Genomic DNA, 26,506 nt, shown 5'->3' on the forward strand with positions numbered 1-26,506 from the left:
AGCCTTTTTCTTATGCTCAATAACAAATGCTCTTCTTAGCATTCATAAATCTATTCGTTGTACAATGGATATAAGTTCAACGTTTAAGGAGGATGACCTATGGAAATGAAACAACCGATTATTATAGATACAGATCCAGGTATTGATGATGCAGCGGCAATTAGTATTGCGCTCAATCACCCTCAGTTCGATTTAAAGATGATTACCACAGTAAATGGTAATGTAGGCATCGAGAAAACCACAGCTAACGCTTTAAAATTAAAGAAATTCTTTAATAGTAATGTTCCTGTTCACCGAGGTGCTTCTCAACCGCTTATGGCGAATATTGTTGATGCGAGTGAAGTTCACGGAGAATCCGGGATGGCTGGTTATGAATTCGAAGAGGTCAATGAAACTGAACTGTCATCTACTCATGCAGTTGAAGCTATGAGAGATGCGTTACTTCAAAGTGATGAACCGATAACGCTCATCCCAATAGGTCCGCTGACAAACATTGCCCTTTTACTCAAAACCTATCCTGAAGTCACAGCACACATTAAAGAAATCGTCTTAATGGGTGGTAGTGCAAACAGAGGTAACATCACGCCTGCAGCTGAATTTAATATGTATTGTGATCCAGAAGCTGCACAAATTGTCTTTGATTCTGGATTGCCATTAACTATGGTCGGTCTCGATGTGGCACGTAGCTCAACGCTCTTACACGAACATGTCGATGAACTCAAAGACTTGAACCAAACTGGAGATATGTTACATCAAATGTTCAAACATTATCGCGGAGATGATTTTGAAAAAGGAATTAACGTATACGACGCTTATACGTTACTCTTCCTACTCCATCCAGAACACTTCAAAGTCGAAGAAGCACATGTTCAAATTGAAGTCCAAGGCGAGCTAACGAAAGGTATGACTGTCACAGACTTTAACTCAGAGTTCCCTAACACGAGTGTCGTAATGTCTATCGACCCAGAACGCTTCAAGGACTTATTCTTCAATGCATTGCGTCATGCGAAGTAATCTACTTACACTATCTATGCCATAAAAACAGCCCTAAGATGATTTCGCTATGAAACCGTCTTAGGGCTGTATTATGATTTAAGTTCTATTTAAAAAGTTCCTTTGAATCATTGCTTATTTCACGTAAGTTTCTTTAAATTCCTCTATGATTGCGTCAAGATCTTCAACATCTAATGAGAAATAAAGTTTAATCTTAGGTTCAGTACCTGAAGGTCGCACTGCAATAAAGCCTTCATCAAAAATAAAGCGTACAAGGTTGGCTTGAGGTAAGGATAATTCATGTTGTTCGTCCGTTTGGATATCTGTTACCACACCTTCATTATAATCTTCTATCGCGCGTACATTTAAACCACAGATACTCTGAGGCGCTTGGCCTTTAAATTGATTCATAATATTTTCGATGCGTGCTCTACCTTCTGCACCTTCAAATGTCGGTGAAATAGTTTTATCTTTAAAATGACCTATCTGTTCATAAATATCTTCGAGTGTATCTTTAATCGTTAAACCGTTATCTGCTAGCATGCTCTTATATTTAATGAGTAATGGTACCATTTGAATCGCATCTTTATCACGTGAGAACGGGGCCGCTAAATAACCGTGACTTTCTTCAAAAGCCAGTAATAACGTCTCTTCCTCATGCGCTTTCTGTTCAAGTAACTCAGAAATATATTTAAATCCTGTTAAGACGTTATTTACTTCAACATTCAATGCACGCGCTAAACGCTCAGCTAACTCACTCGTCACGATTGATTTCGCCATATAGAGCTGCTTACCACTTTCTAACGCTTCTTGATAGCGCAATTTCATGAGCAATAATCCAATTTCATTCCCATTAAAGTATGTGTACGTACCATCTTCGTAGCGCTCGATAAAGCCGAAACGATCCGCATCTGGATCAGTAGCAATGATCAGCCCTGCATTTTCCTTCTTAGCCAGTTGCAGCCCTATATCAAACGCTTCAACTTCTTCCGGATTCGCACGTTCAACAGTTGGGAAACGACCGTCTGGCGTCGACTGTTCCTTTTCCACTGCAAAATTAGAATAATTGAGCTCTGTTAAGATGTCTGACAAGATAGGTAAACTTGTGCCGTGCAAACTCGTCAACACAACTTTGGTACTATCGCTTCCTATATTGCCTACTAAATCTTTAACCGCGTCTTTATAAGCTTGCGTGACTTCGCTAGGAAGATATGAAATCATATTGTCATTCAATAACTGATCAAAGTCCCCTATTTCAATACTTAAAGGATCTTCAATCGCATTAATAAAATGACTCAAATCTTCAGAGGCTTCTGGAAGTAGCTGGCCACCATGCTGATCGTAAACTTTAATACCGTTATAATCTTTAGGATTGTGACTCGCAGTGATCATCACACCCGCATCTGTCTTTAATTGACGGACTGCAAACGATAATTCAGGTGTAGATTTGTAATCTTGTGAAATCGTCACATGAACATGTTGATGCGCAAGCACAGCTGCCATTTCTTGGGCGAAATCTTTAGAGAGAAATCTCGTGTCATAATGGATGACGATGCTTGGGTCTTCATGTTGCTGAGTTAAATATTGTGCTAGCCCTAGCGCGACCTTTCTCACTGTAAAGGCATTCAATCGCCCTGGTCCTATACCAAACGTACTACGTATTCCTGCTGTACCAAACGCTAAAGTTTCATGGAAGCCCTCTTCGCGTGTTGTACTATCCTGTTCTTCATAGAAATGACGTACTAAACTTTCATCTAAGTGGTCTAACCAAGCCTGTTTATTGACCATGATCTCAAGTCTCCTTTATAACTCCAATTCAACATTTAAATATTTAAGTCTAGGCTGCGTATCTTTCATTATTAATCAACATGAGTATGTTATAATGCGTAACGCTAGCCTAGTTTGATTTACAATAAATGATTTGTAAGGTTCATTATAGCTTATCTGCGTTGATAATTCATGTGTTTATCCGTTCAGTAAAGATATTTTAATCAGCAAGATCGTTATTTTTTACATGTTAAAATGTCCATAGACGAAGGAGGAAAAAATACGCTTAATGTAATGTATCATCTAGGATAAGACATTACTGCTAACAGTTGATATTTTTAGTTGAGAGTAATAAAATTATTATTTATAGTACAATTTCGTCTTTACAATAACTTAACATTTATTTTTGTGAGTTATTGTAAAAATGATAAAGACTGTATTTAAGTTAAAATCGATTGTATGAAGTTATGAAAACACTTGTTATCGCGTAAAGTTATGATGCTTACATAGAGAGACTTTAGCTGTCTTTTCATCGCATAACATAACAACACTAAACTAATATTTGGGAGCTTCAATCATGAATAAATTGTTTAAATATCTTCTCATACTTTTATCATTAGTATTGATTGTCATACCGATTATCTTTGCGGTAACCTTACTCAAATCTTCGCAAAATGCTTTTGAAAGTTCTCATAATGACAACGATACAGGACGCCAATCTAATTTGCGAGAAGGCAAAGTGAATGCGTCTAAAGATCCGATTTCTATCCTATTCTTAGGAATTGATGAGAACGAGAATCGTAAAAAGAGCGGTCAAAATAGTGAGAACTCACGAACAGACTCCATGATTCTTTCTACTTTTAACCAAGATAAGAAACAAATCCGTTTGCTCAGCATTCCGCGTGATACGATTAGTTATATTCCGAAAGTCGGCTACTATGATAAGATTACGCACGCCCACGCATATGGTGGCCCTACAGCCTCTATGGATGCCGTAGAAGCGACGATGAATGTGCCAGTAGACTACTATGCCAGAGTAAATATGGACGCCTTTGTCGACGCTGTAGATGAGCTTGGCGGTATCGAGTACGATGTACCTTACAATATCAACGAAGTGAATAAAAATGATGATGGTCGCACAAAAATTAAAAAAGGTCGCCATAAACTGAACGGCGAAGAAGCTTTAGCTGTAGCACGTACGCGTCATAAAGACTCTGACTTAAAACGCGGTCAAAGACAAATGGAACTATTACAGCTACTCTTTGCGAAAGCTCAAAAAGTAGATTCTTTAAATAAACTCGACAATGTGATTAAAATTGTAGGTAAAAATTCTAGCCACAACTTAAGTTACAAAGAAATTCGTGCACTTGCTTCTACGTACTTAAAGAGTGGTGTAGATATTAAGAAATCACAACTCTCTGGTGACGATGACATGCTCGATGGTATTTACTATTATAATCCAGACATAAAAAGTATAATGAAATCATCGAACCTTTTACGTAAAGATTTAGGTTTATCACCTATCAAGAATAAACGTGACTTCTTAAATCAACGAGTGATTGATCGCTATGGTGAACTCGTACCACAAACGCAACTCGACGATGATTTACTAGATAAGAATCAGAATGACACAACAAGTGACAAAGACGATGATAAGACTTTACATTCCAAATCTAATAAGAATCAAGATGACGACCAACAAGGGCAAGATGGCAATCCAGCCAATGGTAATCAAGGTCAAGGCCAAGATCAAGCACCAGCTCAAGGCGCGGATCCTAATCAATCCGGTCAGTACGGTCAAGATCCTAACAATCAACAACAAGGTGGCTATGACGTCTACTAATTTCTGAAAGGAGTGTGCGCGATGTCACGCAAAACATATGAGAAACTCTCGCACATTAACGGCATGTTCAACATACTTGAACAGCAGATGATTCATAGTAAAGATATGGCACTATTTAGAGGCCAACTCTTCTATGTGAACCATGAACATCGTGAGAATTACGAAGCTTTGCGTATCTACTATAAAGACAGTGAAACGAATCCTGTAGTCGACGGTGCATGTTATATAGTGGCATTACCTGAAATCTTCGACAAAGTCGATGTATTTGAGTCTGAACTTCCTTTCTCATGGGTTTATGATGAAAATGGTGTCACTGAAACGATGCAGTCGATCAGTGTGCCAATTCAATACTTGATTGCAGCCGCACTTGAAGTGACGAATGTCAATATCTTTACACCATCTGGCTTTACGATGGGCATGAATAACTGGAATATTGCTCAGATGCGCATATTCTGGCAATATACTGCCATCGTACGTCAAGAAGCACAATAAGAGATGAATAAAGGCGTTGTTCCCCGCGAACAACGCCTTTTATGATGTATTGTTTTAAATCCATCCCTTCTCCATTGCTTTCTTCCAAGCTTCGAAACGATTGTCTACTTCTAATTTTTCAATAAGTGTAGAGGTATAATTCCGAACCGTCCCATTCGATAAATAGAGTGCTTTCGAAATTTCTTTACTTGAGTGTCCCTTCCCAATTTCTTTTAACACGAGCTGTTCTTTAGCCGTGAGTGGATTTCTTTCTTTAAACACAGAAGTCATGAGTGAACTACTATACTCTTTCTCTCCATTCATCACTTTATACATCGTCTCCACTAATTCATCTACAGATCGCTCTTTGAGCACATATGCATCGACATCGTTCGCTACTGCCCTTTCAAAGTACCCAGGACGTTTAAATGTAGTAACAATTATAATATGCGTTGGGATTTCTTGTGCTCTTACTCGACTCAATACATCTAACCCAGAAAGTTGGGGCATTTCTACATCCAATATCGCGATGTCAGGTAACTGCGCTTCAATTTGTTGCAATGCTTGTGCGCCATCACCCGCTTCTCCCACTACAGAAATATCGTCATGCATTTCAATAAGTTGCACCATTGCTTGACGCAACATCGTCTGATCCTCAGCTATCGTGATTCGTATCATAGGCGCTCACCTCGCGGAACTGTAATTTGTACTTTTAGACCCTTGTCATTCGTCACTTCAAGGGTGCCATTCACTCTAATCACACGCTGTTCAATACTTTGTAACGTAATACCGCTATCTAGACCACGTCCGTTGTCATGCACTGTTAACGTAATCGTCTCTTGGTCTTCTTCTAAACTACAACACACTTTCGTCGCTCCGGAATGCTTGATCACATTATTCAACGCTTCCCTCAAGATCATGGCTAAGATAGATTGTTTAGAGGGACTGAGTACGCGCGCTTTCTCCTTATGGGTAAAATGAAATTCAAAATTTGCATTCTCTAATAACATTTCCATTCCCTGTACTTCTTCTTCAAAAGATTGGATCTTCAAATCATTGATAATATTCCTTACTTTATGTAGCGCTTCTTTAGAAAGTTGATTAACTGCCGCTATCTCTTTCTTCGTTTTATCTTTATCTTGATCTATCAATTTCATAGCGAGTTCTGATTTTAAACTGAGGCTCGCAAAGACATGACCTAACGTGTCATGAAGATCCTGACCAATGCGGTTGCGCTCTTGTTCTGCAATCAAAACGTTGATATGTTGATTCTTCTGTTCAAGTTCTTGTTTCAACTTGCGATTTTTAACCATCCGCTTATTACCGATTAATATCATAACGATAACGACGTAAAACAGAATGAGTGTAAACAAATGTGAGAACTTATAAAAGATTAAAGTAACCGCTAAACAACCACACATCGCTATCAGCATCGTAAGAATAAACCATTTTTGAAATTTTTCTTTTACTATAAAAGGAATAAAGAAAGCACTGTAAAAGAAAAATAACGATACTTCAGGTGTCATGCTATATACAAAGCTTATCGTCAACATACAATAGACAAGAAAACAACTGTATAATACATAGGTATTCAATATTGGATTACAGATAATCATTAACGAATAAACGATACCGAACGTAATGACTAAGATAATATTTAGCCACATCGGGCCACGAGGATGCATGAATAGTCCGATTACGAGCATGAGAAAATATAACAACGAGGACAAGTGAATGAGACTCGTATTCAGCTTTGCTTTCATTTTGACGCACCTCGTTTTCTTTTCAACAGTAAAGCCATCCCCACAAAGATAACACTATATATTAATAATACTAGCATAGACTGCCAGTTAAAGTGCTCCCCTTTCCCAATATCTAGAGCGATCTGTTTCATGTGATAAGTTGGAGATTTGTAAGCAATGACCTTTAACCATTCTGGAAATTGACTCACTGGGAACCACAGACCACCTACCATTGCTAAGACGATATATAAAATATTGCCTAGACTACTCGCTTTTTGTAAATCATTGACTTGGGCCAACAGAATACCAATAGATAAAAATAAACTAGCACAAATCCAAAGTGTCAGACCTGAAATTAGCCACTCGCTCATGGACATAGATATATTGCGCACAGTAGCAGCAACGATAAAGATCACGACGATTGATAAGGCAAATTGAATCATCGTCTTGAACACTTTCGTCATATAATAAGCAGGATAACTCATACGCGTGTTAAGTAACTGTTTCTGCCACCCTATTTGGTGCTCTTCTATTAAATCCACAGGAAAGCTCATTAAACAGAAACTGGTTAAACTGAAAGTCACCATACTATACATGTATTCTTTATAGAAAATTTCCTGTTGAGCAGAAGGTATATCAATAATTGAAGTGAAGAGTAAGTAGAATACTAATGGCAACAGTATTGATAATGCTAAATATACTTTCTTTCGAAATAGCATTCTAATTTCAATACCTAAATATGTTCGTATCATACGTCTTCCCTCTCTTTATCTTCGTAAAATATTGTTTCCAATAATGACGCCTTCGTGATTTCTATCTCATTAAGATTAATATGATGTGTCATCAACTCTTTGAGCGTCGTTTCAACGTTATCGGTAGTTATATGTAGTAATTTGTCTTGCTGGATTGACTTAACTGATTGCAACTGGATTATGTGTTTTGCCCAGCTTTTAGGTACAGATATTACAGAATAATGCTGTGTTTGTTTCAAATCTTGAGGTGTCGTTTCTATAGTTATGACCCCTTTATCTAAGACGATAATTCGGTCAGCCATGCGTTCGACTTCTTCTATATAATGCGATGTGTAAAATATCGTGGTGCCTTGCTGTTTGAGTCTTTCAATAACGTTCCAAAAATGACTGCGCATTTCGACATCCATCGCACTCGTGGGTTCATCCATAATGAGTAACTTAGGACGACCAATAATAGCAAGTGCAAAAGCTAATATGCGTTGTTGACCTCCCGAAAGTTGTTTCGCAAATTGATTAAGCTGTTTTTCTGTAAAAAGAGTAATCTCTTGAAATTGCTTTAAAGAGAAAGGATTTTTAACTATTTTCGCATAAAGATGATATAACTCTTTCACTTTCATTACTTTTGGAAATTGAGAAGTTTGAAAGAGTATACCTAAATGTTCTTTATCTAGTAAATGTGGTGAATCTCGGATAGTACCTCGGTTTCGTTCCAAATCCCCTATTAGAATATCAGTTAAAGTTGATTTTCCTGCTCCATTTTTGCCTATGAGTGCCGTACATTCACCGCTAGGTATGTTAAATTTCACGTCTTTTAGCACTTGCTTTTTCTGAAAACCTTTTTCTAAATGTTTTACTTCAATCATGGACCTACCTCCTCCACTGGTGATACTTCAATATTACAAATCCTCTAGGAATTGCAGTAGTAGAGGATGTCATCACTTCAATGTGACAAATGTCACATTCTAAGGATTCTGAAGTGAATTCTCAGATATAATAAGATATAATTGCTTTTAAAACTTCAAGGTGGGAATAACATGTTCAAAAAAGTGACGACTAAAGAAGAATTATCGGATGCATTTTCAATAAGAAGAGAAGTATTTGTGCACGAGCAAGGTGTATCAATCGAAAATGAACTCGATTCATACGAAGAGGTCGCGACACATATCGTGGGTTATGCCGAGAATGGAGCGCCCTTCGCAGTCGCGCGCTTTCGACCTTACGAAGATGCAGCTAAAGTTGAACGTGTAGCGATTAAATCATCCTATAGACAAGGCGGTAATGGCAGACAGCTGATGCAGTTTGTAGAGGAAGTTGCGCAGAAAGAGGGTTATTCAACATTGGTGCTCAATGCACAGTGTCAGGCTGAACATTTCTATCGATCTTTAGGTTATGAGGCTGAGGGTGAAGTATTTTTAGAGGAAAATATTGAGCATATACGTATGACAAAGCATATTTAAACAGTGATTATACACTTTGTCTTCAAGTTGTAATGAAAATATAATATATCTGATATTTTAAGCGTAGGCACGCGTAATTCAATTATATTATGTGTCGACTACGCTTTTTAACATTACTTTTATATTACAATCCAGTGAAATTCAAGATTTTACACATACTCCGTATTATAATGTATTTAAATTTTGTATACATAAAGGAGTAGTTATATGGCTAATTTAAAGTTTAAATTCAAAGTGCCTTCAATCATTGCGTTAACGTTAGCAGGTACAGCTTTGACTACACATCACGCTCATGCGGCTGAAAAAACACAAGATCAAACTTCAAATTCTAATGTTCTTGACGACCAGCACGCATTAGATCAATCAAAAGAAATTAAAGATGAAATCAGTAACCCGACGACAAATATTTCAGAGACACAAGTTTATCAAGATCCTTCTATTGTGAAAGCGCCTGAAACAGCAGATACAGAAGCGTACGACTCTCATTTAGATTCGCTTTATCATACTGCAGATAATGAAACTGAGGTGCAAGACGTGACTTCAGACGAAATTTCACAAGGGACTGACGCTCAACAAGATGCACAAGCTTCTCAAGATACTCAAAGCAAAGATACAAATGTACAAAGTAGCGAATCAGATAATCAAAGTGATGATGTGAATGCGCAAGATCATGAAGCGAACGCACAAGATGACACAGTAGCGACTACAGAAACGTTGGATCAAACGCCTGCCGAAGAAACAACACAAGATAATGAGACTAATACTGCAGAGACTGATCAAGCCTTATCTAACAACGAAACTGTATCAGAAGATGCGACAACTTCAACTGACGCAGCACAAGACGATGCTATTGAAACGCCTGTAACTACTCTTGATAACGAAGAAGTAGCTCAATCCGCTACTGATGTTCAAAAGGATCAAACTTCAGTAACTACTGACGCAACCGCTTCTACTATGGAGCAAGATAGTACAGAAGCTTCTTCAAATGCTATCGAACAAGCTCAAGATATCGCTAAACACTCTGCTACTGAAGATCAACAAGGTAAAGCAGAATCAACAGTATCAGGAGAAAATAATCACAATATTGTTGATAAAGCGAACACTTCAAGTGCGCAAGATGTTGCACAAACTCAAGCACAACACGATGTAGACAATACAGATACAGAAACAGATGCTGCCGCTAAAACAGCTTCAGTTCAAGACTCAGATGTAACACAATCAGATAGCGAACACGCGCAAGCGACTACAGTATCTTCAAGCAATGATGCGAAATCAGCAGACTCAGAAGCATCTGCTACTAGCCCATCCTCATCTGACGATAACTCAGATGTAGCTAAAGCTAATGAAGACCTTACACATGCCACACCAACTGATGCGGCACATGCTAAACGTACGCTAACGCCAGCTCAAATTACTGCAGCACCTGACAAACAAGGCGTAGTCGAAGGTCATTACCAAGCAGATCATGCACATTTTGTAGAGGACGAGGTTACAGAAGCGACAACGTCATCCGATGAAGACGAAAGTAATCTTGCTGATGCAACACCAACTGACAAAGCACATGAACACCATACGTTAACAGCGGCTCAAGTGACAGCCTCACCTCATAAACAAGAGGAAGTGGAACGTCATTTTGAAGAAGTTCAAGCGAAATATGTCGCTTCCGATGATGCAGAAGAAATTCCAACTCGTACGTCAACATTCAGAGCAGCTTCTAAAGCACCGAAGTTGAAATTGCCGAAGTATGCACCTAAAGTGAATTCTTCAATCAATAATTACATCCGTAGCAAGAACTATAAAGTACCAACGTACGAGCAAAGTATCGCGAGTTATTTACCTCAATTTAACTATCGCTATGGTAAACCTGAAGGTATCGTGATGCATGATACAGCCAACGATTCTTCTACGATAGATGGCGAAGTTAACTTCATGAAGAATAACTATAGTCTTGCGTTCGTACATGCCTATGTCGATGGTAACCGTATTATCGAAACGGCTAACACGGACTACGGCGCTTGGGGTGCAGGCCCTGTTGCCAACCAACGTTTTATCCACGTTGAGCTTGTCCACACACATGACTATGACTCATTCGCACGTTCAATCAATAACTATGCGGATTATGCAGCAACGAACCTACTTTACTATGGTTTGAAACCGGATAGCGCTGAATATGATGGTCAAGGTACAGTTTGGACACACCGTTCTGTAAGTAACTACCTAGGTGGTACAGATCACGTCGATCCACATGGTTACCTTGCAATGCACAACTATTCTTATGATGAGCTTTATGATTTAATTTATGAAAAATATTTAATTAAAACGAACAAAGTCGCACCTTGGGGAACTGCAAGCTCAGGTACAACGACACAACCGTCTAAACCTTCACCAAGTCAACCTAACCCATCTACTTCAACAGGTAAACAAGGTACACTGTCAGTAAATGCAAACAGTGGTGTTGCACGTATCAATAACACTAACAAAGGTTTATACACAACGGTTTATGATCAAAAAGGTAAAAAAGCGACACAAACGAACCAAACATTGAAAGTGACTAAGGCCGCTTCACTTGGTTCAGAAAAATTCTACCTCGTTTCTGATTACAACAAAGGCAATTTGATCGGTTGGATTCATCAGAACGATGTGAACTACAACAAAGCAGGCGCAACCAAATCAGTTAATCAAACATACAAAGTGAAATCTGGCGAAACACTTTACCTCGTTCCTTGGGGTACGTCAGCTCAAAAAGCAGGTACAGTATCTGGTAAAGGTCTCCAATCATTTAAAGCTACGAAACAACAAGTGATTGGTTCAACACCTTATATTTACGGTACAGTAAACAAACTTTCTGGTTGGATTAGTGCATCACATTTAACAAGTACAGCAACAGCGCAGCCTAAACCAGTACAACCGAAACCGAAAGCACCTGCTGCGTCAGCGAAGCTCGTCGTTACACCATTAACGAACGCGCAAGGTACAGTAGCTAAATCTAATCATGGCCTTTACACAACTGTTTACGATCAAAGCGGCGTTCAGAAGTCATATCTTAACGGCAAGACATATCAGTTAACGAAGAAAGCAACTTTAGGTCAGAAGTCATTCTACCTTTTAACTGATAAGAATACGAATATCGGTTGGATGTTAACAAGTGATGTGGCTTACAAAGATACAACACCTAAGAACGTGACGACTGCTGTAAGTAAGATCGGTCAAGTTAAAGCGAATAACTCAGGTATTCGTGCAACTGTCTTTGATCCAGTTGGTAAAAAAGCGAACGTTTATGGCGGCAAAACTTTTACTATTACAAAACAACGCACACAAGGCAACCAAACTTATGTCTTATTACAGAATGAGCGTCAAAACACACCAAACGGTTGGCTCAACGCGAAAGATATTCAATTGAAAAACTTAAGCAAACCAACTGCAGCAAAAGGTCAATACACGATTAATCCATCAACGCAAGGTCTCTACTCTATTCCTTGGGGTACGAATAAACAGTTGCTGGATAATTTGAAACAAGCTCACAACAGTATCTTTAACGTATCGAAATCAATTAAAGTGGATAATAACGCCTACCTTTACGGAACGACGAACAATAAGACAGGTTGGATTAACAGCAAAGACTTAACTCCTGTGAAAGCAACTGCACAAAGTGGAAAAGTGGTTACGAAAGAAGCTGCTGCAAGTAAGACAACGCCATTCTCATATGAATTTGTCGTAACGAATAAGAATGGTCTCTACTACAGCTCACCGACTGCAAAGAACGGCACAGCACTCACTGGCGCTTATGCAAGTATCTTTAAAGTCATCGAACAACAAACGGTGAATGGTGTGACTTGGTATCATGGTAAGCTTTCAAACGGTAAACTCGTGTGGATCAAGGCGTCTGACTTAAGTAAAGCGTTAGTGAAATACTACCGCTCCAACATGACACTTGATCAAGCTGCGAAATTACAGTATAACTTGGCTTACCGTCCACAAGTGCAACACGTTCCAGGTAAATGGACGAATGCTTCACTTGCTGAAATCAAGGCAGCGATGGACTCTGATAAACTCGCTAAAGATGATACTCAGAAATATCAATTCTTAAGACTCGATATGGCTCAGAATCTATCAGTTGCTTCACTCAACAAATTACTTGCTGGTAAAGGTATTCTTGAAGGCCAAGGTGAAGCTTTCAGTGAAGCTGCGAAGATGTACAATATCAATGAAATTTATCTTATTTCACATGCCCTACTTGAAACAGGCAACGGTACTTCTACCCTCGCAAATGGTGGTAACGTGGTCAATAATAAAGTGGTCACTACAGGTAAGAAGTACTACAACATGTTCGGTATTGGTGCAGTAGACAGTGATGCACTTCGCGGAGGTTTCAATTATGCGAAACAAGCAGGTTGGGATACAGTGAAGAAAGCGATTGTTGGCGGTGCGCATTTCATCGCTGGCCGTTACATTCACGAGGGTCAGAATACGTTGTATAAAATGCGTTGGAACCCTGCCAAACCAGGTACGCATCAATATGCAACTGATATTGGATGGGCAAAACAAAATGCTATCCGCATTAAGTCATTCTACGATCAGATCAAACAAACTGGTAAATACTTTGATATCAGTACGTATCAAAAATAGTTTGTTCGATTGAATTCAATGAAATAAATCATAAACTTAACCCTTCAGTCATTGCTTAATCGTAATGATTGAAGGGTTTTATTAAGTGGTTTTTATTTTTTAACGTTGAGTATCGTGTAAACCATATGGTGAAGCGACTTGGTTAACCGAGGAATGAATAGCCTCAATGACTTACAAGATAATGACCTATCGTTTTTTATTCAGCATCATCAGCTTGATCACTATCACTCAACTTTGCTAACAATGTCGCGAATAGGGCTTGCTCATCTACAGTTAATTTCTGAGCCCGCACTTCAAGGAGTGAGATACGCGCTTCATTAATTTGGCGTACAAGTTCTAGACCTCTTTCAGTGAGCAATAAATCTTTTCGTCGCATGTCTACTGGAGACGTCTGACTTTTCACGTAATCGAGACGACGTAGTTTCTTAATCCAACGCGACACCAACGATTGCTCTCTGTGCAACTTATTTGTAATGGTATGTTGAGACATCATTTGTTGCGGATATAGTAATCTTAATATGACAAACTGCTCATGAGATAAATCGACTTTACTACCTATTCGCTGACTCACAAGTTCCAAATCTTCATTTAAAGAAGTAATGATTGTTTCGAGTTGTTTGTACATTTGTTGTCCTCTCTTATTTAAGTTCTATCTGTAGCGATGCACTGGGAGTCGGAAACGCTCGATATAGATATTATCTTAAGGGAACTCGCGAACCGCCACCACTTTCACTACATGATGTAATGCTACACTTATACTGAATTTAAAAATATTATACGTTTCTCGCTCATTAAATACAAACGATTTTACCACAATAATGCGATATTGTTGCATTAGCAACACTTTGTATAATAAATTATTAGATGTTATAAATTTTTTGAAGGAGCTAAATTTATGGGTAAATCCTTACAAAGAGACTATTATTTTGATAATGCACGCGCGATATTAATATTTTTCGTAGTTTTCGGTCATCTTTTACAACCATATAAATCTGAGAGTCCGATTCTATCGGCGCTATACTTAACTATTTATAGTTTCCATATGCCAGGATTTCTCTTTATATCTGGGTATTTTGCGAAAAAAATCGGAGAACAAGGTTATTTAGAAAAGGTCTCTAGAAAGTTACTCATTCCTTACTTTATCTTCTTTGCCTTTTTCTCATTTTATTATTACTTTACAGGGCAAACTGATAAAGTGACATTTGATCCGTTCAACCCTGTATTTGCGTTGTGGTTCTTGCTGACATTATTTTTATTCCATGTCATTCTCGTCATCGTTAAGGATTACAAACCCTATATCGTCTTACCCGTCGCAATTATCATATCGCTATTCGCAGGATTTTCATCAAATATCAACGAATATTTAAGTTTCTCAAGAACGATTATCTTTTTCCCAATCTTCTATATTGGTTACCTGTTCCAGAAACGACATACTGCGTTCTTGCGTGATAAACGACTCATACCGATTTCTATCGCTATACTGATCAGTTTCTTTGTGATTTATTATATCCACCCTATCAATGCGGATTGGTTGCTTGGCAGTACGCCTTACACCTCTTTAGAGGATGGTGATCAAGGTTTATACAGTCCATTGAAACGGCTTGTGCTCTACGTCATCATCCTAGTCGCGATGTTCTCAGTCTTTAATCTTGTACCACAGGACCAACATTGGTTCACCTACATGGGTGGTCGCACACTGCAAGTTTACCTATTACATGGCTTAGTGATTGGCGTAGTGAGAGGGTTTGAACTCTACCCATTCAAAGAACCAATCTCAATTATGACTTATATTTATCTCATCGGTTTGAGTGCATTGATTGTTTATATTTTAACAACCAACTTTGTAGTAAAATGGTCGAACCCAATCATTCATTTAAGACGACCTTCGCAATTTAACTCGAAATGATAATAAAGCCGAATTGCAATCTCTTGATTTATGTTAGAATAGACTTAATTTAATTCTTTCGACATGATAGAGTGAGCAATTCGGTCTTTTTGAGGTGAAAAAATGAAATTAGCGTTAAACCAGCATTCTAAATACTTACAAGCACCAAGTATACGACAATTCTCCAACCGTATGAAAGGCATGACGGATTGTGTCAATCTTACTATTGGCCAACCCGACTTTCCTATGCCGGATGTGGTTAAAAAAGCATATATTGAAGCTATTGAAGAGAACCATACAAGTTATTCCCACAATAAGGGACTCATCGAAACACGTGAGGCAATTAGCGCGTACTTTAAACAACGCTTTGAAGTAGATTATGATCCAGAAGAAATCATTATTACGAATGGTGCGAGTGAGGCGCTCGATACGGCGCTTCGTAGTATCATTGATGAGGGAGACGAAATTATTATTCCTGGCCCTGTATACGCAGGCTATATCCCTCTCGTGAAGACTTTAGGTGGCATACCGGTTTATATCGATACAACTCAAACAAATTATAAGGTAACGCCTGAAGCGATCAAGTCTCATATTACTGACAAGACGCGTGCGATACTTTTAAACTATCCTACTAATCCTACAGGTGTCACACTCAGCTACGATGAAGTGGCAGCGCTTGTAGAGACGTTAAAGCAACATGAAATCTTTGTCATCAGTGATGAAATTTACGCAGAGAATACCTTCAAAGGGCACCATACATCTTTCGGTCAGTTTACGGAACTACGCGACCAACTTCTGCTCATCAGCGGATTGAGTAAATCTCATTCTGCGACAGGCATCCGTATGGGCTTTCTCATGGGGCCTGAATACTTAATTGAGAAATTAACGTTTATGCATGCCTATAATTGTATTTGTGCAAATGTGCCTGCTCAAATAGCTTGTAAGGCTGCTTTGCAAGAAGGTTTAGATGCACCGCGCTATATGAACGAAGCTTATATTGAAAGGCGCGATTACTTAGTACGTCGACTTACAGAGCTCGGTTTTGAGCTAGATGCTACGCCTGAAGGTGCTTTCTACATCTTCCCTAACATCACACGTTTCACTGATGATGACTTTAACTTCTGCGTGGAAGTTCTCGAGGAAGCTCATGTCGCCATGGTACCAGGTTCTGCATTTACTGATTATGGCCAAGGTCACGTTAGAATCTCTTACGCTTATCCATTATCACAGCTCAAAGAAGGTATGGCGCGCCTTGAAAGATTTTTAGAAAAGCATTATCAGTCATAAATATTGAAAAAGCGATTGTTGGTTAACCATTTCCAACAATCGCTTTTGTGCTATTTCTTGTATTTTTCAATGATGTTTCGATCAGTAAATTTACGTAGTAAGTTGTAATAAGTCACAGTGTCTTCTTCTGGCATGTCAAACTGTTGAATGACATCTTCGGAAATTTTACTGAATTGCTTCTTAAGGTCGATGCCGTCTTGTGTAAGTTCAATCTTCACACGACGCTCATCTTCAAGCGTACGAATACGATTAATAAGACCTTTCTTCTCTAGGCGCTTAATAATCGGACTTATCGTACCAGAGTCTAAATAGAGCTCTTCACAAAGTGTCTTGATATATATCGGACGATCTGTGTCGATATAAAGTAACACAATGTAATTCGGAAAACTAATGTCATATCTTTTCAAATACTGATTAAATTGATTCACTATTTCTTTGTTTGTTACGTAAAATAAGAAACAAAGTTCTTTTCTTAGTTCATCACCGTATTCTTTAGTCATAATACACTCACCTCATCAACTATAATATATTCTAAATATTAATATCTGTCAAACATTAATTATCAGATGATAAGATTTTATATCTAATGTGTTAATATTTTTATACTTATCGTATATATAACAGTTAGCAATAAATACAATGCTTCTATGCATTGAATTATAAAAATAAAGCGATTGAATGTGTCTTACACTCAACCGCTGTCTTCATCATTATCTTGATTCTTTGAATTAAGGGAATTTAGGGAACTGATCAAAGTCTGGTTGACGTTTCTCTTTGAATGCGTCGCGTCCTTCTTTCGCTTCATCAGTTGTGTAGTATAATAATGTAGCATCTCCGGCCATCTGTTGTAAACCTGCTAAACCATCTGTATCGGCATTCATCGCTGCTTTTAAGAAACGAAGTGCAGTCGGTGAATGTTGCATTATTTGTTGACACCATTTTACAGTTTCATCTTCCACTTCATCAAGCGGAACGACAGTGTTAACTAAGCCCATGTCTAATGCTTCTTGTGCATTGTATTGACGGCATAAGTACCAGATTTCACGTGCTTTTTTATGACCTACAATACGAGCGAGGTAACCTGAACCATAACCTGCATCGAATGAACCTACTTTAGGACCTGTTTGTCCAAAGATGGCATTGTCAGCAGCAATCGTTAAGTCACACACTACGTTTAAGACGTTACCGCCACCGATAGCGTAACCGCGAACCATAGCAATAACTGGTTTCGGAATCACACGGATAAGGCGTTGTAAATCGAGTACGTTAAGACGAGGAATTTGATCGTCGCCTACATAACCACCGTGTCCACGTTTCTTCTGATCTCCGCCAGAACAGAATGCTTTGTCGCCTTCACCTGTTAAGATGATGACAGAAATACGTTCATCATCGCGAGCACGACTAAATGCATCGATCATTTGTTGAACTGTATCAGGTGTGAAAGCGTTACGTACTTCAGGACGGTTAATCGTAATCTTCGCAATACCTTCATAGAATTCATATTTAATCTCACTATATTCTTTGAGCGTTTCCCACTGTCTAGACATGTTTGTCCTCCTCATTCATAAATCTTAATACTATATTATCAAATTCCGTTATGTTTTCCACATTTACCGTATGCCCGATATCTTCCACTAGATGCGTAGTTGCATTGGTCAGAGCGGGCTGTAAACATTCTGCGATAAGACAGAATTTATGATCTAAATCCCCAACGATAATGCAAGTTGGCGTAGTTATCTCTTCTACCTTAGGCCAGAGATTAGGCATTGACCCTGTACCATAATCGCGTAGTGCTTTAGCAAGACGATTCGGTGCTTGTGAGAGTCTTAACTCTCTGACCCCTCGTTGCATTTCTTTAGGGAGTTGCTTTTGCGTTTGAAAAAGAGGGAGTTTCTCCCAATCGTTAACAAACACTTCAATACCAGCAAGATTTAATACTTTCGCACGTGCATCATCTACACGCTGACGTTCGACTCTTTGTTCTTCATCCTCAATGCCTGGTGAAGTGCTTTCAAGTATTAAACCGCTAATTTTCATTGTACCATATATTGCATAATAAAGTGCGACACGACCACCCATAGAATAACCCTGTAGATAGAGTTGATATTCTGCAAATTGCTTCAATACTTCGTCTAATGCGCTACAGATAAATGGAAAGTCCCATGTTTCTGTTTCACTCGACTGGTCTTCCCCATGACCTGGCAAGTCGATGAGTAAGACGTTCGTCTGTTGTCGCAACGTAGCTAAATGTTGATGATAAGTGCGCTGATCACTAATAAAGCCATGTAGCATAATGAGTAGTTGTTTTGACTGCTTCTCTGCTGGATAAAAATTATAATTCAACATCAATCATATCACTCAATTTCTGATAGAGATTTTGGTGTTGTTGATGATTATCATCACGTTCAGTCATCACTTCGTATATATGACCACCAAACTCAGATAACTGCATGTCTTTAAATGACTGTAAATCATCGTAGCGCGCAAAGGTAAAGTTATAAAGTAAGGCAGTATGTTCGAAATTTAAACCTGTTGGCGTACCAAAGAGCTGTTCGAAATAATCACTTGCAGATTGCTTTTGTGGCAAGTAAGAGAAGATACCACCACCATCATTATTCAATATAACAATATTGAGATGAATATCATGCATTTTAGCCATCAATAAGCCATTCATATCATGATAGAACGCCAGGTCACCAATCAGAAGCGTCGTCTTTCGATGTACTGCCATACCTAGTGCAGTAGAAACGACGCCATCAATACCATTTGCGCCTCTATTTGCGTAAATCATCGCTTCACAATCAGTAGCTAAGTTATCCACGTCACGAATAGGCATGCTATTACTCACAAACAATGTATCTTCAGCAGTGAGTTTCTCTAAAAGACGAGCGACATAAGCTGATTCGTCGGAAGCGTGTTCAACGTAGTCTTGAAGCTCGACTCTTGCACGTTTCTCTAATGACTGCCAGTGACTTAACCAGTTATGACGCTTCTTAGGCTCTAGCTCCATAATTTGTCTAAAGAAGTCATTCGACGACATTTCATAAGAGATATGTGGTGCAACAGGATAAGCATCAGGCTGATCATTATTCTGTACTAGAATTTGATATGCTTCAGTACGTCCGAGCCTTTGATTAATCACTTTAGAGACGACGGGTTTGCCTACGCGAATAACAAAGTCTGGCTCTACCTTTAAACCTGCTCTAAACAGCAAGTCATACGTCGTGATGACATTAGGATGCTGACTTTGACGTAGCTGACTCAATGGATCAGCAAGGATAGGTAAATCATGTATCGTCGCAAACTTGAGTATTTGGGACACATCTTGATGTTGCATATCCCCTACCACAATCAAACCTTTGTCCTTGTCTAAACTTGATTGAATATGATCCATCGAAGCCGTTTTTTGATAATGCGGAATCGCATACGTCTCTGAAGTAAGCAAATCTAAGTTATTTAAATCAGGTGTTAAAGGCTCTCTGAATGGCAAGTTAAAATGTATAGGACCACGATGAGGACCATATAAATGCTGGCTTGCTTTTTGCAACTGAAATTGAATCGTTTGCGTCATTGCGCCAGGATAATGACCATCCGCAATCGGAAAGTCAAATTGATAATGAACATAATTCTCAAACATGCGACCTTGATTAATCGCTTGAGGGGCGCCGATACCTCTCAACTCATGAGGACGATCACTTGTCAACACAACAAGTGGCAATCGACTAATCTGAGACTCTGCTATAGCAGGCGTATAGTTTGCTGCTGCAGTACCTGAAGTACACAGAATAGCAACAGGTCGTTCGCTCCCTTTCATCAACCCTAAAGCGAAGAACGCCGCACTACGCTCGTCAGGGTGTACCCAAATTTTGATATCTGGATGTGCTGCAAAGGCAATCGCTAATGGTGTAGAGCGAGACCCCGGACTGATGACTACCTCATGAATACCATAAGCATACAGTTCAGAGGCGAGTTGATATACTTGTTTCGTTAAAGCTTCCTTATGTTTAGTCATTAACTTCTACTCCTAATGCTTTCATCATCGGTTTAAACTTCACAGATGTTTCCGCAACTTCTGCATCTGGATCAGAATTACAAACAATTCCGCAACCGGCAAATAGAATTGCTTGATACTGTTTAAGTAACATTGATCTTATCGCGACAATAAACTCACAGTCGTCATCCATATCGATATAGCCTACTGGAGCACCATAGAGGCCACGTGTTCCAAATTCATAACGTTCGATATATTCAACAGCTTCATCCTTTGGATAACCGCCCAATGCAGGCGTAGGATGTAAGCGATCCAATAATTTAATATAGGCATTCTCTTTCAGTGACGCCTTAATTTGTGTATAAAGATGAAATAGATGATCGTTCGTTAAGATTTCAGGCTTACGATTGTAATCCACTTCCGTCACGTAATCTTCAATATCTTGCAGGATACTATCCACTACAAATTGATGTTCATTCAAGTTCTTCTGATCATTTAAAAAGGCTTGAATATTCTCCTCATCAAGCTGTTCGTCATGTGTCCGACGTATTGTTCCAGCCACCGCTTTAGTAGAAAGTACATTATCTTCCACTTCAATCAATTGCTCTGGTGTTTGAGAGAAGAAGATACTCTCTTCAGACTCAAGCACAAAGAGATAGCTATTCTGTTCCCCAGTTAATGCGCGTTGCAATAGATACGGCACTGAAATCGGCTGTTCAAATTGAATCAATCTTCTACGAGCAAGCACGATCTTTTTCGTCTCATCAAGTTCATCTACCGTTTGTGCAACGAGATCACGCCACTCATCCTTAAAAATGTCCTCTATGCGTGTGATGTCTTTCGGCGGTTCGATTGAGGATTCAGGTCGTTCTGTCAGACGTTTAACGATCGCTTTGAAACGCTCTATATCAAATTCTTCTCGTGGAACTGTATACGTGACATATGTGACACCGTCTTCCATCGTGCTCAATATTTCAGGTAAGATAAAATGATTGATGCCAAATTGACGCCATTCATCTCCTGACTTATGTGCCGAGAATTGAAATCCTCCGCATATTTTTAAGTGATGTTTAGCAGAATGAGGATGAATGCAATCAATACGTTCTTTATCTTTTTCCCATTCGCGGAAGATGGATTGTTTATTTTCAAAGTCATTTTTATATCTTTTAAGTGCGTTAAAACCAAAAAAAGACATTTGATTATTATTCTTTTTAAAGTAGAAACGATTCCCCGCTTCATCTTCAGTCAGTTGAAAGAGTTCTACAGGATTTAATTCACGGTTAATCTTCGCTTCTACAGAAACAAAATCATGATTGCTTTTATAAACACGTTCTATGATTTCATCTTCCCTGACCTCAACAGTCATGCATGTCACTTCTTTCAATACAAAATTTATTCATTATAATATTGTACCATCTTTCAGAAACTGTGTATTTATTATTGCTTAAATCAATACAAATGATTATCCGCCATTTGACCTCTATTAAAACTTCTATTAAAATTAATTTGATTCATAAAAATTAATATACGAATAAGAGGTATGATATGCATGGCTTCTCAATATCAACAATATTCTACTGTCCGAAAGTATTGGCAATTAATGAGACCCCATACACTTACAGCAGCCATCGTTCCAGTGTTAGTTGGAACTGCAACGGCTAAACTCTTTATGACAGGTAGCGAAGACCATCTGAAGTTCAGTCTCTTCTTGGCGATGCTCATCGCTTGTCTCTTAATACAAGCTGCTACCAACATGTTTAATGAGTATTATGACTTCAAGAAAGGTCTCGATGACCATACTTCCGTGGGGATTGGTGGCGCAATTGTACGCAACGGCATGAGCCCTAAACTTGTGCTCAATCTCGCTATTGCATTCTACATTATCGCGGCACTGCTAGGTATCTTTCTTGCTGTAGCAAGCTCGTTCTGGATTCTACCAGTAGGATTAGTATGTATGGCTGTAGGTTACCTATATACGGGCGGACCAATGCCGATTTCATGGACACCATTTGGCGAGTTATTCTCCGGTGTGTTTATGGGCATGGTGATTATACTCATCGCCTTCTTTATCCAAACAGGCAACTTACAATGGTATGCGTTCTGGATTAGTATTCCGATTGTGATTACGATTGGTTTGATCAATATGGCAAACAACATTCGAGATCGCGTGAAAGATAAAGAAAGTGGCCGTAAGACGTTACCTATCTTATTAGGTAAAAATAATTCCGTACGCTTAATGGGTCTCTTATACATTATCGCCTATCTATTTGTGATTGGACTCATTATCTTCCATCCAGGCGCATCACTATTCTATTTACTCGTACTGCTATCATTTAATATGCCAATTAAAGCAGTTCGACGATTCAAGAAAAATGATACACCACAAACTATGATGCCTGCAATGGCAGCTACAGGAAAAACCAATACCATCTTCGGTATCCTTTACGCTTTAGGCATTTACCTCAGTGGTCTTGCTGGTGTAATTTAAGCTATAAGGTCTCACTTAATCCAATTAATATATAAGGATTCAATATAGAGCCCCAACAAAGTATTTAAGGCACTTTGTTGGGGCTATTCTTATGTCTTCTTATGATGTTGGATCTTATGTTGCAACGTTCTTTCTAAAAGTTACGTGGTTCGTCTTCCGTTTTACACATTACTAGAACGATAGCGTTCACGTGCATCGTCAGATAAGACCATATGGTAATGTTCATGGCCATAAAGATCGATTGTACCTGCTGATTCAAAACCCAGTTTGTGATAAAGGCTTAACGCTCCTGTATTATCCACATCGCAGTTCAAACTCCACTGATAGTCTGGATGCTGACCTATCACATGTCTAAACAACGCTGTGGCGACACCACGTCCTCGATATTCAGGAAACGTAGCTACAGTTTCGATGTACCATTCATCATCTTTCGCTTCTTTCGTCGGCATCGGTAAACCGTATGCTCTGATATCTTCGTCTAATTCTAATTCTAACCAAGCTTTCTCTAGCTCCAGCTCATCTTTACCTGGATAAGCAATCAAACATCCAGCTACTTGGCCTTCAATTAAATAAACCCATATATTATCAATGTGACCTCGATATTTCACGTCAGTCATACTACGCTCAATCACATCTAATAGACGTGTGCGTTCGATATGCTGAACTAAATCTGTTTCAAGCCCTTCCCAAATGATATAACTTAATCGTGCAAGCTGTTCAGTATCTTCAGGTTGCGCTTTTCTAATCATAATTTCAAACTCCTAAATCGTTATTTGTTAGTCTTTTATATTATATAATATTTTACTAAATAAACATAATTATATACCTAGGATAAGGTGTTGTACTGAACTTTCAATTACAGATACCGTGCGACTAGACGATCGATACGATTCATATCGTCTCGCGCATAACCACAAGCTGCTAAGAGGTTCCCTGGATCTCGTTTATCACTCTGTATCTCTTGATGCCCTGGCATGTGGTTCCAGTGATCGATTCCCCATGACCGACAAAGCGCTGCCATCACTCGACAGGCATTATCCAGCGACTTTAACGAGCGTTGACGGTTGGAGAAATAGCACGTCTTCCAGACCAAACGCGCCGTCATTTGCATCAATCCCATACCACAAATTATCCGTCACTGTGTTATACATTACGTGCCAAGCTTTTTCGTCAATCGGAATACACACGATAGCTTCTACATCATCAACAAAGATATGTGCTGAAGAGGTACTTTCCCACGGTTCGTTGTACGTCCGTGTGAAGTAATCAACATTATTCTGCGCTGTACTGTCAATATTGCCAGTATCGTGAAAGACTGCAAACACCGGTCTCCCCGTAGTTAATCTTGCACCACATCGCCGCGTTCCAATAGGTAAGAGTTGCCGATATACTGGAACATTATTCCAATAATCAATGAGTGTCTTCGTCATGTGTCACTTCTCCTTTGTTGTCTATCATCAGTTTGTCGCTTAATAGTTTAGGAACAGGGATGCCCATTGCTACAGCATTCTCTAGTACACTCGTTAACTCACCTACGATGTAAAATAGAACAAAGCTATTGATAAACATCCCATGCATTTGAAAGATGACGTCTATGAGGTTGCCTGCTAGGATGACACACAAGTAACCAATCTTTCGAACATAACCGTTGAGCGCACTTTTACTCCACAACTGCCCCTTACTGATAGCCTTCAACAAACCCGTAATTACGTCTGTAATCATAAGTAATATCAAAGCGTTGATCAGTAACCAATTGCCTGAGTAGAACAGCGACGTGCCATGTGCAACAGGTAGCGTTAAATGATCGATCATCGTTTCAACCTCCTTTCACTGTGAATTCACACTAAATATCGAAAGAAATAACATTTGAGGTTAAAACAATGAGTACCGGTGACTTGTATTGAGGTATGAGTAGTAAAATTCAATCTTTTCTTCTCTATTCACAGAATTATTTAGAATATTATTCTAATATTATATTTCCAATTGAACAGAGGGGTTTTTTGCTATATAATAACTTTAATAATGAAAATACAGGCGCGTTCGCTGTCTTTAACCGATTCTCAATCCTTATTTGCACCTTACACTAGACGACAACTTACGATAAAGGAGACATCAATGAGCTCTAACCCGCATTTTTACCACCCTTCTGAACTTAAGCTTATGTTAAAGCAACCTCAAGCACCGCTCTCCTACCACTACAAAAGACATCTAGGAGATGAGAACATGACAAATTACTTAACTAAGGCAGAATTCTATAAACACAAACAGAAATTGGATAGGAAGCACGCTGCTCTTGAAAGCAATATCTCAACGTATCAGCGGTCTCTTCAGCGTTTACAAGAACATGAAGACTTTACTATGAAGACACTCAATCAGTTGCAAGAAAGTCAACAACACGCCTTAGAACATGTCCAATCAGAAATGACTGGCATGCGCAAAGACAACCAACGCTTTTACGAAGTGCAAACCGAAGCGAATGACAAACTGAGACGCGAGTTAAAGCAAGATTACAAGGATTTCATTAAAGATACTAAAGAGGACACTAAGACATTTAAAGCTGAGTTAAACTTAAATTTCGATAAGTTTAAAGAAGGAATGGAAAGTAAATATTCCGAATTTAAAAAAGAGATGAAAGATGAGTATGCTCAGTTTAAAAAGGAGAATAAGTCTGATTTCACGTCCTTTAAAAGCTATATGGAAAATCAATTCACTCACTTTAATAATGAAAGAAAAGAAGAATATGAACGTTTCAAAAATGATTTGGAGAAGAAATTCGAACAAACGCGCAATGAAATGAAAGATGATTTTAAGTATTTTAGAAACGAGATGAAAAATGATTTCGAAGCGCATAAAAATGAAATGTATCAATTCAAAAGTGAGATGAAAGATGAATTCAATTTACTTCGAGAAGACATGAATAATTTCCGAAAAGAGACGAAAGATGATTTCGACTCGCTTCGTGAAGAAATGAATGACTTCAAAAAAGAGATGAAAGCTGATTTCGATTCGCTTCGTGAAGAAATGAACGACTTCAAAAAAGAGATACGTTCAGAGATCAATGCATTTCGTGAAGAGGTGAATACAAAAATTGATAATTTGTTAAAAACACTAAAACAAAGAGAAAATCGTATGCTCGTTAAGTTTGGTTTATTATTTACTGCTATCAACATTGTAGTGTCGATTATTTTGCATTTCATCTAATAT

22 protein-coding genes and 1 pseudogene are annotated in these 26,506 nt (G+C 38.7%); 9 read left to right on the plus strand and 14 right to left on the minus strand.

Going from position 1 to position 26,506, the window contains the following annotated elements:
- The first annotated feature begins 105 nt into the window (after positions 1-105).
- Positions 106-1,014, plus strand: coding sequence for a ribonucleoside hydrolase RihC (rihC, locus tag CD126_RS02320; RefSeq protein ID WP_049407151.1), 909 nt, complete (start codon positions 106-108; stop codon positions 1,012-1,014).
- A gap of 114 nt (positions 1,015-1,128) precedes the next feature.
- Here rihC and CD126_RS02325 read toward each other — a convergent pair whose 3' ends face one another.
- Positions 1,129-2,781, minus strand: a complete 1,653-nt coding sequence (locus CD126_RS02325; RefSeq protein WP_049406812.1) for a phospho-sugar mutase — start codon at positions 2,779-2,781, stop codon at positions 1,129-1,131.
- Positions 2,782-3,337: 556 nt separating this feature from the next.
- Between CD126_RS02325 and CD126_RS02330 the strand changes: the two genes are divergently transcribed.
- Both CD126_RS02330 and CD126_RS02335 read left to right on the plus strand, forming a co-directional pair.
- Positions 3,338-4,603 carry an LCP family protein gene (locus CD126_RS02330; protein ID WP_049406809.1) on the plus strand — a complete coding sequence of 422 codons (1,266 nt, stop codon included), beginning with the start codon at positions 3,338-3,340 and terminating at the stop codon, positions 4,601-4,603.
- 21 nt (positions 4,604-4,624) lie between these two features.
- Positions 4,625-5,095, plus strand: a complete 471-nt coding sequence (locus tag CD126_RS02335) for a DUF2538 family protein (RefSeq protein WP_002471869.1) — start codon at positions 4,625-4,627, stop codon at positions 5,093-5,095.
- A 54-nt stretch (positions 5,096-5,149) separates the two neighbouring features.
- Here the strand turns inward: CD126_RS02335 and CD126_RS02340 are convergent, their stop codons facing one another.
- Genes CD126_RS02340 through CD126_RS02355 form a run of 4 tightly spaced genes read right to left on the minus strand, consistent with a single transcriptional unit; the run spans position 5,150 to position 8,431 of the window.
- Positions 5,150-5,752, minus strand: coding sequence for a response regulator transcription factor (locus CD126_RS02340; RefSeq protein WP_049406804.1), 603 nt, complete (start codon positions 5,750-5,752; stop codon positions 5,150-5,152).
- Entirely contained in the window at positions 5,749-6,837 is a 1,089-nt protein-coding gene (locus CD126_RS02345; RefSeq protein ID WP_169931221.1) for a sensor histidine kinase, read from the minus strand. Before CD126_RS02345 ends, CD126_RS02340 begins: the two co-directional genes overlap by 4 nt.
- A complete protein-coding gene (locus tag CD126_RS02350; RefSeq protein WP_049406799.1) occupies positions 6,834-7,568 on the minus strand; it encodes an ABC transporter permease in 735 nt (244 codons plus the stop codon). The genes CD126_RS02345 and CD126_RS02350 overlap by 4 nt, the downstream gene beginning before the upstream one ends.
- Positions 7,565-8,431, minus strand: a complete 867-nt coding sequence (locus CD126_RS02355; RefSeq protein WP_049406796.1) for an ABC transporter ATP-binding protein — start codon at positions 8,429-8,431, stop codon at positions 7,565-7,567. The genes CD126_RS02350 and CD126_RS02355 overlap by 4 nt, the downstream gene beginning before the upstream one ends.
- Before the next feature lie 171 nt (positions 8,432-8,602).
- Here CD126_RS02355 and CD126_RS02360 point away from each other — a divergent pair, with 171 nt between their 5' ends.
- Both CD126_RS02360 and CD126_RS02365 read left to right on the plus strand, forming a co-directional pair.
- Positions 8,603-9,025, plus strand: coding sequence for a GNAT family N-acetyltransferase (locus CD126_RS02360; protein WP_049406795.1), 423 nt, complete (start codon positions 8,603-8,605; stop codon positions 9,023-9,025).
- A 207-nt stretch (positions 9,026-9,232) separates the two neighbouring features.
- Entirely contained in the window at positions 9,233-13,651 is a 4,419-nt protein-coding gene (locus tag CD126_RS02365) for a GW dipeptide domain-containing protein (RefSeq protein ID WP_103369971.1), read from the plus strand.
- 196 nt (positions 13,652-13,847) lie between these two features.
- Here the strand turns inward: CD126_RS02365 and CD126_RS02370 are convergent, their stop codons facing one another.
- Positions 13,848-14,276: a MarR family winged helix-turn-helix transcriptional regulator gene (locus tag CD126_RS02370; protein WP_049406790.1), complete on the minus strand. Its 429-nt coding sequence runs from the start codon at positions 14,274-14,276 to the stop codon at positions 13,848-13,850.
- Between the two features lie 270 nt (positions 14,277-14,546).
- On the opposite strand from CD126_RS02370, the gene CD126_RS02375 reads away from it, so the two are divergent.
- Both CD126_RS02375 and CD126_RS02380 read left to right on the plus strand, forming a co-directional pair.
- Positions 14,547-15,557, plus strand: coding sequence for an acyltransferase family protein (locus CD126_RS02375; RefSeq protein WP_103369972.1), 1,011 nt, complete (start codon positions 14,547-14,549; stop codon positions 15,555-15,557).
- Between the two features lie 102 nt (positions 15,558-15,659).
- Positions 15,660-16,823 carry an aminotransferase class I/II-fold pyridoxal phosphate-dependent enzyme gene (locus CD126_RS02380; RefSeq protein ID WP_049406785.1) on the plus strand — a complete coding sequence of 388 codons (1,164 nt, stop codon included), beginning with the start codon at positions 15,660-15,662 and terminating at the stop codon, positions 16,821-16,823.
- A 50-nt stretch (positions 16,824-16,873) separates the two neighbouring features.
- Here CD126_RS02380 and CD126_RS02385 read toward each other — a convergent pair whose 3' ends face one another.
- From CD126_RS02385 to CD126_RS02405, 5 genes are all read right to left on the minus strand, one after another.
- Positions 16,874-17,323, minus strand: a complete 450-nt coding sequence (locus CD126_RS02385; protein ID WP_002471928.1) for a MarR family winged helix-turn-helix transcriptional regulator — start codon at positions 17,321-17,323, stop codon at positions 16,874-16,876.
- Positions 17,324-17,551: 228 nt separating this feature from the next.
- Positions 17,552-18,370, minus strand: coding sequence for a 1,4-dihydroxy-2-naphthoyl-CoA synthase (gene menB, locus CD126_RS02390; RefSeq protein ID WP_002471904.1), 819 nt, complete (start codon positions 18,368-18,370; stop codon positions 17,552-17,554).
- Entirely contained in the window at positions 18,363-19,169 is an 807-nt protein-coding gene (gene menH, locus CD126_RS02395; RefSeq protein WP_049406783.1) for a 2-succinyl-6-hydroxy-2,4-cyclohexadiene-1-carboxylate synthase, read from the minus strand. The genes menB and menH overlap by 8 nt, the downstream gene beginning before the upstream one ends.
- Complete coding sequence (gene menD / locus CD126_RS02400; RefSeq protein ID WP_103369973.1) at positions 19,156-20,835, minus strand: 2-succinyl-5-enolpyruvyl-6-hydroxy-3-cyclohexene-1-carboxylic-acid synthase; 1,680 nt, start codon at positions 20,833-20,835, stop codon at positions 19,156-19,158. The genes menH and menD overlap by 14 nt, the downstream gene beginning before the upstream one ends.
- Positions 20,828-22,180, minus strand: coding sequence for an isochorismate synthase (locus CD126_RS02405; protein ID WP_049406777.1), 1,353 nt, complete (start codon positions 22,178-22,180; stop codon positions 20,828-20,830). Before CD126_RS02405 ends, menD begins: the two co-directional genes overlap by 8 nt.
- A gap of 183 nt (positions 22,181-22,363) precedes the next feature.
- Between CD126_RS02405 and CD126_RS02410 the strand changes: the two genes are divergently transcribed.
- A complete protein-coding gene (locus CD126_RS02410) occupies positions 22,364-23,302 on the plus strand; it encodes a 1,4-dihydroxy-2-naphthoate polyprenyltransferase (protein ID WP_049406774.1) in 939 nt (312 codons plus the stop codon).
- Positions 23,303-23,463: 161 nt separating this feature from the next.
- Here CD126_RS02410 and CD126_RS02415 read toward each other — a convergent pair whose 3' ends face one another.
- The 3 genes and pseudogenes from CD126_RS02415 to CD126_RS02425 all read right to left on the minus strand — a co-directional run bounded on the left by CD126_RS02415 (position 23,464) and on the right by CD126_RS02425 (position 25,114).
- Complete coding sequence (locus CD126_RS02415; RefSeq protein ID WP_049406771.1) at positions 23,464-24,051, minus strand: GNAT family N-acetyltransferase; 588 nt, start codon at positions 24,049-24,051, stop codon at positions 23,464-23,466.
- Positions 24,052-24,161: 110 nt separating this feature from the next.
- Positions 24,162-24,732: pseudogene (locus CD126_RS02420) on the minus strand (peptidoglycan recognition protein family protein); the annotation flags it as partial.
- A complete protein-coding gene (locus CD126_RS02425) occupies positions 24,713-25,114 on the minus strand; it encodes a phage holin family protein (protein WP_070502995.1) in 402 nt (133 codons plus the stop codon). The gene CD126_RS02425 and the pseudogene CD126_RS02420, both read right to left, overlap by 20 nt.
- Before the next feature lie 411 nt (positions 25,115-25,525).
- Here CD126_RS02425 and CD126_RS02430 point away from each other — a divergent pair, with 411 nt between their 5' ends.
- A complete protein-coding gene (locus CD126_RS02430; protein WP_142381349.1) occupies positions 25,526-26,503 on the plus strand; it encodes a hypothetical protein in 978 nt (325 codons plus the stop codon).
- The last annotated feature ends 3 nt before the right edge of the window (positions 26,504-26,506 follow it).

It is taken from the genome of Staphylococcus pettenkoferi (assembly GCF_002902685.1).
GTDB classification, from domain to species: Bacteria; Bacillota; Bacilli; order Staphylococcales; family Staphylococcaceae; genus Staphylococcus; species Staphylococcus pettenkoferi.